This is a genomic window from Streptomyces asiaticus, from assembly GCF_018138715.1.
Classification (GTDB): Bacteria; Actinomycetota; Actinomycetes; order Streptomycetales; family Streptomycetaceae; genus Streptomyces; species Streptomyces asiaticus.
Window position 1 is genome coordinate 5,926,338 of sequence record NZ_JAGSHX010000006.1, and the last position, 13,166, is coordinate 5,939,503.

The 13,166-nt window shown below is 73.2% G+C and carries 8 protein-coding genes; 5 read left to right on the forward strand and 3 right to left on the reverse strand.

Annotated features, from left to right (window positions below; genetic code table 11):
- Positions 1 to 12 precede the first annotated feature (12 nt).
- The 5 genes from KHP12_RS32895 (at position 13) to moeZ (ending at position 6,604) form a co-directional block, all read left to right on the forward strand.
- A complete protein-coding gene (locus KHP12_RS32895) occupies positions 13 to 1,932 on the forward strand; it encodes a DUF3492 domain-containing protein (protein WP_210609819.1) in 1,920 nt (639 codons plus the stop codon).
- Complete coding sequence (locus KHP12_RS32900; protein WP_211833988.1) at positions 1,929 to 3,341, forward strand: hypothetical protein; 1,413 nt, start codon at positions 1,929 to 1,931, stop codon at positions 3,339 to 3,341. Before KHP12_RS32895 ends, KHP12_RS32900 begins: the two co-directional genes overlap by 4 nt.
- Before the next feature lie 176 nt (positions 3,342 to 3,517).
- Positions 3,518 to 4,585: an SDR family oxidoreductase gene (locus tag KHP12_RS32905; RefSeq protein WP_210609823.1), complete on the forward strand. Its 1,068-nt coding sequence runs from the start codon at positions 3,518 to 3,520 to the stop codon at positions 4,583 to 4,585.
- Entirely contained in the window at positions 4,573 to 5,340 is a 768-nt protein-coding gene (locus tag KHP12_RS32910) for a spherulation-specific family 4 protein (RefSeq protein ID WP_037952293.1), read from the forward strand. The genes KHP12_RS32905 and KHP12_RS32910 overlap by 13 nt, the downstream gene beginning before the upstream one ends.
- An 85-nt stretch (positions 5,341 to 5,425) precedes the next feature.
- The gene (gene moeZ / locus KHP12_RS32915; RefSeq protein WP_037952294.1) at positions 5,426 to 6,604 is read left to right on the forward strand and encodes an adenylyltransferase/sulfurtransferase MoeZ; all 1,179 of its coding nucleotides are present in this window, start codon (positions 5,426 to 5,428) and stop codon (positions 6,602 to 6,604) included.
- Between the two features lie 101 nt (positions 6,605 to 6,705).
- On the opposite strand, the gene KHP12_RS32920 is transcribed toward moeZ, so the two are convergent.
- The 3 genes from KHP12_RS32920 to KHP12_RS32930 form a co-directional block, all read right to left on the reverse strand.
- Positions 6,706 to 8,310, reverse strand: coding sequence for an alpha/beta hydrolase (locus KHP12_RS32920; protein WP_211833989.1), 1,605 nt, complete (start codon positions 8,308 to 8,310; stop codon positions 6,706 to 6,708).
- Positions 8,311 to 8,415: 105 nt separating this feature from the next.
- Complete coding sequence (locus KHP12_RS32925) at positions 8,416 to 9,924, reverse strand: alpha/beta hydrolase (protein WP_211833990.1); 1,509 nt, start codon at positions 9,922 to 9,924, stop codon at positions 8,416 to 8,418.
- A 198-nt stretch (positions 9,925 to 10,122) separates the two neighbouring features.
- Positions 10,123 to 12,894 (reverse strand): flippase-like domain-containing protein, encoded by a 2,772-nt coding sequence (locus KHP12_RS32930; RefSeq protein WP_086886400.1) that lies wholly within the window; start codon positions 12,892 to 12,894, stop codon positions 10,123 to 10,125.
- Between the last annotated feature and the right edge of the window lie 272 nt (positions 12,895 to 13,166).

The following is a 13,166-nucleotide window of genomic DNA, read 5'->3' on the forward strand; positions in this document are numbered from 1 at the left end:
GGGGGTGCGCTCATGCGCGTGGGACTGCTTACGGAGGGTGGCTATCCGTATGCGACCGGTGATGCGCGGGTGTGGTGCGACCGGCTGGTGCGCGGGCTCGCCCAGCATGAGTTCGAGGTGTACGCGCTCAGCCGCGACCCCGGCCAGGAGGGCGCGGGCTGGGGCGGGCTGCCCCGGCACGTCGGCCGGGTGTGCACCGCGCCGCTGTGGGGAGAGCCCGAGCCCCGGCGGGGCGGTTGGGGCGGCCGTCGGCAACGGCGGCGGTTCGCCGAGCACTTCGGGGAGCTGGCCGCGGCGATCAGCGCGCCTTACGGTTCCGGCGCGCCCCATGGCTCCGGTGTGCGTGGCCCCGATGCCCCCCATGGCTCCGATGCGCTCCATGACTCCGGTGTGCTCCATGGCTCCGGTGGGCCCGGGTGCTCCACGGACCAGGCGGACCGTTTCGCCAATGGTCTCCACGGTCTCGCGGACTTGGCGGGGGAGTACGGCGGACTGTCCGCCGCGCTCCGCTCCGAGGACGCCGTAAGGACGCTGGAGCGGGCCTGCCGCACGCTCGGGGCGCCGCACGGCGCGCAGCGGGCGCGGGTCGCCGATCTGCTGACCGTCACCGAGGCCCTGGAGCGCGCACTGCGTCCGCTGTCGCTCGACTGGTACGGCGACGGCGCCGGAGGCGACCCGGGGCTGTCCGGGGTGGATCTGTGCCACGCCGCGACCGGCGGCGCGGCCGTGCTCCCCGGGCTGCTGGCCAAGCGCCGCTTCGGCACCCCGCTGCTGCTCACCGAGTACGGGGTACGGCTGCGCGAGTGCTATCTGGCGGGCGCGACCGGTGCGGCAGGCGCGACCGGTACGGCCGGTGGCGCGGAGGCCGGACGGCCGCTCTCCGGGCCCGTACGGTCCTTGCTGACCGCGTTCCACGGCCGGCTGGCCGCCGAGGCGTACGCGCGGGCGGATCTGATCACCCCCGGCAACACCCACACCCGCCGCTGGCAGGAACGGTGCGGCGCCGACCGGGAGCGGCTGCGCACCGTCTACCCGGGCATGGACGCCGCCCGCTTCGCGGAGGTCGGCGAGCAGGGCGCGGCGCCGTCCGAGGGCGACGACCGGACGCTGGTGTGGGTGGGCCGGATCGAGCCCCCCAAGGACGTCATCGCCCTGCTGCACGCCTTCGCCGAGGTGCGCCGGTGGCAGCCGGACGCACGGCTGAGGATCATCGAGACCCGGCGCGGCGAGGACCCGGAGCCGGACGGCTATCCGGCCCACTGCCGGGCGCTGGCCGACCATCTCTTCCCCGACGAGGCGGCGGACGCCCACTCCGCCGGTGACAGCCCCGTCTCCTTCGAGCGGCTCGGCGACCCCGAGGTGCCGAGCCTGGCCGACGCCTATGGGGCGGGCTGCGTCGTGGTGCTCTCCAGCGTGGTCGAGGGCTTTCCGGTCGGGCTGGTCGAGGCGATGTTCTGCGGACGGGCCACGGTGTCCACGGATGTGGGCGCGGTGTGCGAGGTCATCGGGGGCACCGGCCTTGTGGTGCCCCCGCGCAACCCCCGGGCGCTCGCGGACGCGTGCCTGGCGTTGCTGAGCGATGCCGAGCGCTGTGCGCGCCTGGGCGCCGCCGCGCGCGCCCGTGCGCTGGAGCTGTTCACCGTCGAGCAGAACGTCGCGGCCTTCCGCGGGATCTATCTGGAGCTGATGTCGCACTGCCCGGTGCCGCGTGAGGAGGTCGGCGAGGGCGGCGGGCCACTGCCGTTCGCCCGTCCCGCCGAGGCCCATGTGCCGGGGCGCTGGACCGCGGGCCGCGACGGTGACGGATTCGGGCACCGGCCGCCCGGTCCTGCCGCCTCCCGCCCCGCCCCGGAGCACACCCCCACCTGGGCCGGTCCACCGCCACCCGAGCCGCTGGGCGTGGGCCCGCGCCCGTCCGAGGAGGGGGCATGACCACGCCTTCCCGGTGGAACGGCCCGTTCGATCCGGCTTCCGCCGACCGCGGCCCCGCCCCGGATCGTGGCCCCGCCTCTGACAGCGGCCCCGCCTCTGACAGCGGCCCCGCCTCCGATCGCGGACTCGCCGCCCTGTCCGGGGCCGCTCGGGTGCCGGTCTCCGGGGTGCCGGTCTCCGGGGTGCCGGTCTCCCGGCGGCCGGACGAGGCGTCCGCGCGCACCGGCGCCGGGAAGGGGCAGGTGAAGGGGCGGCGCGGGCCCGCCGATCCGGTGCGGGCGCTGATGCACCGCCACCACGACCTGTGCGCCCGAGCCGTCGATCCGCTGGAGATCGCCGCCGGGCTGGAGGCCCACGGTGTGACGGACCGCACCGCCGCGCGCTTCCGGCACCGCGATGTCTTCTCGCTCGCCGAGGAGCTGTACGCCCGGGTGCCGCGCGCCGAGGAGCCCGCGCCCCCGGCCGCCCCCGCGCCGGGGCGCGCGCCTGGCGTGCGGATGACGCTCGCGGCGCTGTGGCTGTTGCCGGGCGCCCTGTGCGCGGCGACCGCCTCCGTGGCCCTCCGCGTCGATGCCATCCGTAAGGACACCACCGTCGGCCTCGCTCTGGGCGCGGGCGGCGCCGTCCTGACGCTCATCGCCCTGTGGCTGTGTCTGCGCCGCGGCCCCCTGCGTGTCCCTGGGTGCGGGCGCGGGGGCCGTATCGCGCACGCCCTCGGCGCCGGCTGGCTGCTCGGGTACGCCGCTGCCGGGAACTGGCTGCTCACCGGGCTCCTCGACGGGCGCCGCCCCTACGACGCGGCGCCCGCGGCCGAGGCCGCCGTCCTCCTCGCCCTGGCGGCCGCGCCCGCCGCGTGGTGCGCCCGCTGGTTCGCCTTCAGAGCGCGCCGCAGGCTGGCGGTCAGCCGTGGTCTGGAGGAGTTCGCGGCGGGGGTGCGCCCGCTGTTCGCGGGCGTGGTGACGGCCTTCCTCAGCGCTCTGGCGGCCCTGGTGCTCGCGGCCCGGATCACGGTGCCCGGATCGCCTCCCGCCGCCGCGCCCCTCTCGACGGCCGAGGCCGCCGTCGTGGCGCTCTGCGGGCTGCTGTTCCTCGCCCGGCTGCTCGCCGTCCACGGCTTCCGCAGGGCCGCGCTCGGCGGCATCGCCGTGGCCTGCGCGGTCCAGGCCGTGGCCCTGGCGACGGCGGCGGCCGCCCGGCTGCCGGGCGCCGCGCCGCTCGGGGAGCCCGTGGCACGGCTGACCGCCACCCAGGGCGTGGCAGCCGCCCCCGCGGCCGCCTGCGGTGCCGCCGCGCTCGTCCTGCTGATCCACGCGTTCGGCGTCCTGTGCCGGGCCTCCGCCCATGGCGGCCCCGGCGCGCGCACCGCCCGGGCCGCTCATGACATCCGTACGACCCGCACCGCCCCGTAAGGCGCCCACCGCGCCCCCATAAGGCGCCTGCCGCGTCCGTAAGGGGCCCACCGCGTCCGTAGGGCGCCCACCGAACCCGCCACCCCCCGTCCTTCCCCCCCCTCAATGAGTCCGAGGAGCAACCACATGAGCTGCGACATGACCGATCAGCGCGCCGGTACGGGGAGGCGCGACCGATGAGAGTCCTGTTGCTCGGGTCCGGCGGTTTCCTCGGCCGCTATGTGGCCGAACACCTGCTCGCCGACCCCGCCGTCCAGCTCACCGCGCTCGGCCGCGGCGACGACGCCGATGTGCGGTTCGACCTCTCCAACGGCAGCCCGGGCGCGCTCACCCGCTTCCTCAACGCGGTCCACCCCGGCGTGGTGATCAACTGCGCCGGTGCGACCCGCGGCGGGGCGCGCGAGCTCACCCGGCACAACACCGTCGCCGTGGCCACCGTCTGCGAGTCGCTGCGCCGCAGCGGCTGCGGTGCCCGCCTCGTCCAGATCGGCTGCTCCTCCGAGTACGGGCCCTCGCAGCCCGGCTCCTCGACCGCCGAGGACGCCGTGCCGCGCCCCGGCGGCCCGTACGGTGTGAGCAAGCTCGCCGCCACCGAGCTGGTACTGGGCTCCGGGCTGGACGCGGTGGTGCTGCGGGTGTTCTCGCCCGTGGGCCCCGGCACTCCGGCCGGTTCGCCGCTGGGGCGGCTCGCGGAGGCGATGCGGCGCGCGATGCAGTCCGGGGAGAGCGAGCTCAAGCTGAGCGGCCTGGGCGTGCAGCGCGACTTCGTGGACGTACGGGACGTGGCGCGGGCGGTCCATGCGGCCTCGCTGTCGGCCGCGCAGGGCGTGGTCAACATCGGCAGCGGGCGCGCCGTAAGGCTGCGCGAGGCGGCCTCCGTGCTCGCCAGGGTCGCCGGGTTCGGCGGCGCCCTGCACGAGATCGACAGCCCGCCGGGGCGCGGGGGACCGCATCACGTCCCGGCCGCCGCGGTCCACGTCCCGGCGCCGGGGCATCCCCATGGCGCGGCCCACGGCCATGCCACCGCCCACGGCCACGCCCCCGCCCACCCCCAGGTGGCGGGCGAGCACGGCGGCGGCCCGGCGGGCGCCGGCGGCGCCACCACCTACCCCTACCCGGACGGCTGCGGGGGCTGGCAGCAGGCCGATGTGCGCACCGCCCGCGACCGGCTCGGCTGGCGCTCCAGGATCCCGCTGGAGGAGTCGCTCGCCGACATCTGGATGGAGGCGGCATGTCGCATCTGATCCCCGCGGACCCCGGGCACGAGGTCCCGGCCACCGCCGCCCGGCTGGGCTTCGGAGTGCCCGGCTACGCCCACCCCCTGGTGGCGCCCACCGAGTGGGCCGAGCTCACCCGCCCCGGCGCGCCCCTGCACTGGGCGGTCCTCAACGTCGCCCGCGGCCCCGGCTCGCGCAGGGATCCGCACTGCCTCACGGCGGCGGCCCGGCTGCGCGCCACGGGCGTACGGGTGCTGGGCCATCTCGACCTGCGGTGCGGCACCCGCCCCTTCGGCGAGGTGATCAGTGACGCGAACCACTTCCTGGACTGGTACCAGGTGGACGGCTTCTGTCTGGAGCGCTGTCCGGTGGACCGCCCAGGACTGCCCGAGGTGCGTCGTACGGCGGCCACGCTGCGCGCGCTGCTGGGCGGGGCCTATCTGGTGCTCGGCCAGGGCATCCATCCGCATGAGGGCTATATGGAGCTCGCCGATCAGCTGGTGACCTTCCGGGGCTCATGGCCCGACTACCGTTGGTCCCAGGTGGCAGAGTGGACCGCGGGGTATCCGCCCGAACGGTTCTGCCACCAGGTGCACGGCGTTCCCCGCCGACATCTCGGGGAAGCGCTGAGGATCGCCCGCTGGCAGGGCGCGGGCACGATCTACTTCACCGACCGTACAGCCCATCCCGAGGGGCGGACCTGCACCGATTCCCCCTGGACGGCCCTGCCCGGCTACTGGGACGAAATCGTCTCGCGACTCGGACCACGTGTCATGGAATGAGATGGGGCGTGGCAGTGTTACGAGAAGAAAACCACCCCGCTCACGCGGGGGTGAACCGTCTGCTCCCTCCCCTTACGGAGTCCCCGTGTCGCTGCCACCCCTGGTCGAGCCGGCTCCCGAGCTCACCGTCGACGAGGTCCGCAGGTACTCGCGCCATCTGATCATCCCCGATGTCGGGATGGACGGGCAGAAGCGGCTGAAGAACGCCAAGGTGCTCTGTGTGGGCGCGGGCGGCCTCGGCTCCCCGGCCCTGATGTACCTCGCCGCGGCCGGCGTGGGCACCCTCGGCATCGTGGAGTTCGACGAGGTCGACGAGTCCAACCTGCAGCGCCAGATCATCCACAGCCAGGCGGACATCGGCCGGTCCAAGGCGGAGTCCGCCCGTGACTCGGTCCTGGGCATCAACCCGTATGTGAACGTCGTGCTGCACGAGGGCCGTCTCGAGGCGGACAACGTGATGGAGATCTTCTCCCAGTACGACCTGATCGTGGACGGCACCGACAACTTCGCCACCCGCTACCTGGTCAACGACGCGTGCGTGCTGCTGAACAAGCCGTACGTGTGGGGTTCGATCTACCGCTTCGACGGCCAGGCGTCGGTCTTCTGGTCCGAGCACGGCCCCTGCTACCGCTGCCTGTACCCGGAGCCCCCGCCGCCCGGCATGGTCCCGTCCTGCGCCGAGGGCGGCGTGCTGGGCGTGCTGTGCGCCTCCATCGGCTCCATCCAGGTCACCGAGGCCATCAAGGTGCTCACCGGCACCGGGGACCCGCTGGTCGGCCGTCTGATGATCTACGACGCCCTGGAGATGACCTACCGCCAGGTCAAGGTCCGCAAGGACCCGGACTGCGCGGTCTGCGGCCCGAACCCGACCGTCACCGAGCTGATCGACTACGAGGCGTTCTGCGGTGTGGTGTCGGACGAGGCCCAGGAGGCGGCGGCCGGTTCGACGATCACTCCCAAGCAGCTCAAGGAGTGGATCGACGACGGCGAGAACATCGACATCATCGATGTCCGCGAGCCCAACGAGTACGAGATCGTCTCGATCCCCGGCGCCCGGCTGATCCCGAAGAACGAGTTCCTGATGGGCGGCGCCCTCCAGGATCTTCCGCAGGACAAGAAGATCGTCTTGCATTGCAAGACGGGTGTCCGGTCGGCGGAAGTCCTGGCCGTGCTGAAGTCCGCGGGCTTCTCCGACGCCGTCCATGTGGGCGGCGGCGTGATCGGCTGGGTCAACCAGATCGAGCCCGACAAGCCGGTCTACTGATCTCCGGTACGCACCGCCCGTAAGGGGGCCGGACCGCCGCGCCGACGGCGATCCGGCCCCCTTACGGCTGTCGTCGGCCCCTTACGGCTGCCGCGAGAGCGTCAGCGGCACGTCTTGCCGCCCGCGGGCACCTTCCCGTCCAGCAGATAGGCGTTCACGGTCTTCGTCATACACGCGTTGCCGCTGTTGTACGCGCCATGGCCCTGCCCCTTGTAGGTGACCTCGACGCCCACGCCCTTGCCCAGCTCCCGCACCATCTTCCGGGCCCCCTCGTACGGGGTGGCCGGGTCGCCGGTGTTGCCGACCACGAGGATCGGCGCCGAGCCCTCGGCGCTGACGTCAGGGGTGTCCGTGGTGCCGTCCACCGGCCAGCCGGTGCAGCCGAGCATGCCCCAGGCCAGATACTCGCCGAAGACCGGTGACGCCTTGCGGAAGCGCGGCAGCTGGGCCTTCACATCGGTCACCGTGTAACGCTGCCGGTCGTCCACGCAGTTGATGGCCGCGTTGGCGGCGTTGATGTTGCTGTAGCGGCCGTCCTCGTCGCGGCCGGACATCGAATCGGCCATCGCGAGCAGCATGTTGCCCTCCTCGAGCTGCATCGCCTCCTGCAACCCGAGCGTCAGGTACTTCCAGCTCTCCTTGTCGTAGAGCGCGGCGGCGATACCGCTCAGCGCCCCGTCCTGGGTGAGCTTGCGGCCGCTCTCGGTGGACAGCGGCTTCTTGTCGAGCTTCTTCAGGAAGGCCACGATGCGGTCGGTGCCCGCCGCCGGGTCGCCGCCGGTCGGGCAGGCCGTGCCCTTCTTGGCGCAGTCCGCGAGGTAGTTGTCGAGCGCGAGCTGGAACCCCTTCGCCTGGCCGTAGGAGCCCTGCTCGGGGTCCTCGGTGGGGTCGACCACGGCGTCCAGGACCGCGCGCCCCACCCGCTTCGGGTACAGGTGGGCGTAGACGCCGCCGAGTTCGGTGCCGTAGGAGATGCCGAAGTACGACAGCTTGTCGTCGCCCAGCACCTGCCGCATGAGGTCCATGTCACGCGCGGCGCTCACGGTGTCCACATGGCCGAGCACCTTGCCGGAACGCTTCTCGCAGCCCTTGATGAACGCCTTGGCATCGGCCATCGCGGTCTTGACCTCGGCGTCGTCGTCCGGGGTGCTGTCCACGGCGTCCGAGGCGTCGATCTCCTTGTCGCTCCGGCACCGCACCCCGGCGCTCTCGCCGACCCCGCGCGGATCGAAGCTCACCAGGTCATAGCGTGAGCGCAGGGTGTCGTAGGCGGTGGCGAAACCGGGGAGCGAGGAGACACCGGAGCCGCCGGGGCCGCCGAAATTGAACACCAGGGAGCCGATGCGCTCGCCCGATCCGGTGGCCTTGGCGCGGATCATGGCCAGATCGATCGTTTCGCCTCTGGGCTTCGCGTAGTCCAGCGGCGCCTTGAGAGTGGCGCATTCCCACTCGCTTCCCGGCTTCTCACCGGTGCCCTGCATCGCGGTCGGGGCAGGGCAGGACGACCAGTTGAGCTTCTGACCGGTGAGCGAGCCCGGCAGCCCGGAACCCGAAGGCGCGGCCGGGGCCGACGCCGAGGGCTCGGACGACGCCTTGCCCTGCTCGTTTCCCCCGTCGTCGTCGCAGCCCGCGACGGCGAGGAGGGTGACCATGGCGGTCATGGAGACCAGCGCCCTGGTCCGTATGGTGCGTGGGGAACTCGGCATATCCGGAGATCCTATGAGGAGGCGGGGGCGGAATCGTCCGCAACTCTTCTCAAAGCCGTCACGGTTCGCGCCTTCGTACGGCGGGCCCGGCCACGGACCCCGGCTCTAGGCGCAGACTTTGCCCTTCGGCGGCACCGTGCCCTGGAGCAGATAGGCGTTGACCGTCTTACGGACACAGGCGTTGCCGCTGTCGTACGCCCCATGGCCCTCGCCCTTGTAGGTGAGCTGGACGCCGACCCCGGGGCCCAGCTCCTTCGCCATCCGCGCGGCACCCTCGTACGGGGTCGCCGGGTCACCGGTGTTGCCGACGACCAGGATCGGTGCGGCCCCCTTGGCGCTCACGTCGGGCGTGGTCCAGGCGCCGTGGACCGGCCAGTCGGCGCACTGGGTCAGGCCCCACGCCATCATGTCGCCGAAGACGGGGGAGACCTTACGGAAGGCGGGCAGCTTCCGCTCGATGTCCGGGACCGTATAGCGCTGCCTGAAGTCGGCGCAGGTGATGGCGGTAAGGGCGGACTGGAGGGTGCTGTAGCGGCCGTCCGGGCCGCGTCCGTTCATCGCGTCCCCCAGGGCCAGCAGGATCCTGCCGTCGCCCTGTTGGGCGGCGGCGATCCCCTGGGTGAGGTACTGCCAGTACTCCCGCGAGTACAGGGACTGCGCGATACCGCCGTCGGCCAGGGACTCGGTCAGCTTCCGGCCGCCGTAGCCGCGCACCGGACGGCCGTCGAGCCGCTTCAGCAGCGTGCGGATCCGGTTCTGGGTGGGGCAGCTGTAGACGCTGGTCCTGGTGCATGCCTTCAGATAGTCGTCGAGGGCGCGCTGAAACCCCTTGGCCTGGCCGAGCGCGCCCTGTTCGGGTGTCTGCATGGGGTCCACGACCCCGTCGAAGAGGGCGCGCCCCACCTGCTTCGGGTACAGGTGGGCGTAGACGCCGCCGAGTTCGGTGCCGTAGGAGACGCCGAAGTAGTGCATCTTCTTGTCGCCGAGGACCCGCCGCATGAGATCCATGTCACGGGCGGCGTTGGTGGTGCCGACGTACGGCAGGATCGTGCCGGAGTTCTTCTCGCATCCGGTGGCGTAGGTCTTCACCCGGCGGACCAGGCTCTTCACCTCGGCGTTGTCGTCCGGGGTGGAGTCGGCGGCGTAGTAGGCGTCGAGCTGCCGGTCCCCGAGACAGCGCACCCCGCTGCTGCGGCCGACCCCGCGCGGATCGAAACTGACCAGGTCGTAGCGGGTGCGCAGTTGCTTGTAGCTGCCCGCGAGCGCCGGGAGGGTGGCCACGCCCGAGCCGCCGGGGCCACCGAAGTTGAAGATCAGGGAGCCGATCCGATGGCGCCGGTCGGTGGCCTTGGCGCGGATCATGGCGATGCCGATGGTCTTGCCGTGCGGCTTGCGGTAGTCCAGCGGCACATGGAGCGTCGCGCACTCCCACTCCCCGCCCGGGGCCTTGGTGGCGGCCGCGTCCTGGCTCGAGGAGGGGGCGGGACAGCCGGCCCAGTGCGGCTTCTGGTGGGCCGAGGTGTCCGGCCGTCCCCCGCCGCCACCGCATCCGGCGGCCAGGGCGGTCAGCAGCAGGGCGGCGGACAGCGCACCGAGGCGCAGAGGTCGGGACACGGCGGCTCTCCCATGGGTGGGGGTACCGCCATCGTGAGGTCCGTGGCCGCCGCACGCGCGCACAGCGGGGGCGTACGGGTGAGGGAGGCCCCGGGTGCCCGGCGGCCGCGGGAGGGCCCCAGCGGGGCTTCTACGGGCGCTACAGCGCCTCTTCGCGGGTGAGCCTCTCCAGCGCCCGTTCGCGGGCGGGCACCGGCGCTACAGCGCCTCTCTGCGGGTGAGGTGGGTGAAGGCCACCCAGCCGGGCAGCACCGGCAGCCAGAAGACCATCAGCCGGAAGAGCAGCACCGCGGGCGCCGCCGTCTCGTACGGCAGTCCGGCGAAGGTCAGACCCGCGATCAGGGCGGCCTCGACCGCGCCCACACCGCCGGGGGTGGGCGCCGCGGACCCCAGGGCGTTGCCCGCGAGGAAGACGACGGCGATGCTCGCGTAGCTCAGCTCACCGCCGAACGCCCGGATCGCGGAGTCGAGGCACATCACGTTCGCGGCGGTCAGCAGCAGGGTGCCGCCGATCCCGGCGAGCAGCTTCTTGGGCCGCTGGAGCACGTCCAGCATGCGCGGGACGACGCCCGCGAACAGCGACCGCACCCGGGTGGAGACGAACTTCCGCAGCACCGGGATGGCGGTCACCACCAGGACCAGGACGGCGGCCGTCAGCAGCCCGGCGATCACCGTCCGGGACGGCGAGAGCGCCGGGGTGCGCTCGGTGCCGGTGATGTAGCCGAAGGTCAGCAGCAGCACGATATGGCTGGCGAGCCCGAACAGCTGGGAGGCGCCCACACTGGCCACCGCGAGCCCCGGCCGCACCCCCGCGCGCTGGAGGAAGCGGGCGTTGAGGGCGACCCCGCCGACCGCCGCGGGCGCCACCAGCTTCACGAACGAGGCGGCCACCTGTGCCAGCACCGTCCGCCCGAGCGGCACCTTCTCCGGGACGAAGCCGAGCAGGCTCAGCGCCGCGGCCAGATAGGTGAGCGCGGAGAAGACGAGCGCGAAGATGACCCAGATCCAGTTGGCCTCGCCGACCAGGGCGCCCAGCTTGAGGTGGGTGAACTGGGACAGCAGGAAGTACGCGGCGAAGGCCCCCGCGCAGAAGCTGACCAGGGTGCGCGGCTTGATGCGCTCCAGCCGTTCGGGCTGTATCGGAGCCTGGGGCCGCACCAGCAGCACCTGCTGGCGGATCTGGGAGAGCAGATCCTCCTCGCGGGCGTCCTCCAGGGCCTCCTCGATGGCGCGCTTCTCCGCCTGCTTCTCGGCCTTGGCCGTCTTACGGTCGCCGGCGGCCGCCTCCGGGCCCCCGGCGGCCTCCTGTGCCTCCCGCGCCTCGGTCTCCCGGGCCTCCTTGGCCTCCTTGGCGGCGTGGGACGCCTCCAGGACGGCCTCCCGGTGGCGCTGGGCGCGTTCGCGCGCGAGCTGGCGCAGGGTCGCGCGGGTGCCCCGGCCGAGCGCCAGGGGCTGGAGCAGCGGAAGGCTGCCGGCGACCGCGTCCGGGCCGAGGACCTCCACCGCGGCGGTCACGGAGCGCTCGGCGCCCACCCGCAGCCCCAGGGTGGTCAGCAGCTGAGCGATGTCCATCCGCAGCACCACGTCACCGGCCGCGATCTCGCCGCTGCGCAGATCGGTCAGGAAGACCGTGCCGTTGCGGTCGATGAGCAGGGCGTCGCTGTCCAGCCGCCGGTGGGCGATCCGCCGCGACTGGAGCGCCTGGACCTGGTGCCAGGCCTCGGCCAGCAGCTCGTCGGTGATCGCCTCGTCCGGCAGGGCGTGCAGCGGGCGTCCCCCGACGTGCTCGTAGACGAGCATCACGGCGTCCGGGCCGAGCTCGGAGGTGGCGATCAGCTTGGGCGCGTTGGCCCCGGCCGCGATGGCCGCGTAGGCGAGCAGCGCCTCCTGCTCCAGGGCCTGGCGCAGTGACTGGAGACTGCGCGGCGGGGTGATCGTCCGCAGGGTCAGCCGCTGCCAGACGCCGTAGAAGAAGCCCTGGGCCTGCTGCTCCCGGTCGACGACCGTGACGTCCAGGGGCGGGCCGTCCTCCAGGGTGACCAGATAGCGGCGGCCCCGGTCGCCATGGCCGCCGTGCTCGTCCTCGGGTTCCTCCGCGCGCATGGCGCTGACCGGGTTGAAGCCGACCCGGCGCAGCCCGGCGAGCAGGTGCTGGCCGGTGGGGCGCACATTGGGGGAGCCGACCGCGTAGAGCGTGCCATAGGCCACCGCCCAGCCGATGAGCACCGTAAGGATAATCGAGAACGGTGTGGTGTAGCCGCCCACCAGCACCGCGAAGGCGTCGAGCAGCAGTACGCACCACATCGCCACCCGCCAGCGCGGGCGCCGGGCCATGCCGACGGCCGTCATATAGGCGATGACGGGGGCGAGATAGCCGTGCACGGGGTCGCTGAAGGTGCCGCCGGGCGCGGGCTGGGTGAGCGCCTCGCGGAGCGAGCCGGGGGCGCCTCTGGCGACCCAGAGGTCCATGGCCAGGGACACCCCGTGGGCCAGCACCGCGGCCAGCACGCCGTCGGCGATCCGCAGTCCGTCCCGTTTGATCAGCCGCTCGAAGGCGAAGGCCACCGGCAGGACGAGGACGGCCACCCCGGCCGTGAGCCCCGCGAAGTCGATCAGTAGCGGGGGCGCCTGGTCGGCGCCGTGCCCGATGTCCTTCTCCAGACCCGCGGTGGTGCCGTGGGCGAAGGCCGCGATGGCGAGCACGATGGCCATGCCGAGGATCCCGAGCAGCGTCCGCAGCAGATCGGAGGGGCGGTGCACACGGGCCGGCAGCAGCGGCTCGTCGCCGGACACCCGGTCCACATGGCCCTCCGGTCCGTCCGGGCCGCAGTCATCCCCCGAGCCCGGGGCCGCTGTCTCTGGCCGTCCGGACGGTGTCGTGGAGTGCGGCAACGCCTCAGGGGTGCGGGCCTCCTCCTCCGGAGGCTGCGCACCCTGCTGCTTCGCCGTCTCTTCTTGATCTCGTATCACCAGTCACCGCCCGGAAGATGGTGGCATGCCCGGGCTGCGGAGGGGGGCATCAGGGTGCATTTCGGGGACGTGGACCCCGAATGGTACGCCCTGCTGAGGATTCCCGCACAATGCGTGATCGAACCGCGATCCGGCCCGGAGCGGGCCCGTCGCGGCCCCGCGCGGGGCACGCGGGGGTGCGCTCCGCGGGGCGTGCGGAGGGGCGTGCGGCGCAGCGTGTGGCGCGGTGTGTGGCGCGGCTGTCGTCGGGGCTGTCGGAGGGGTGCGGCAGG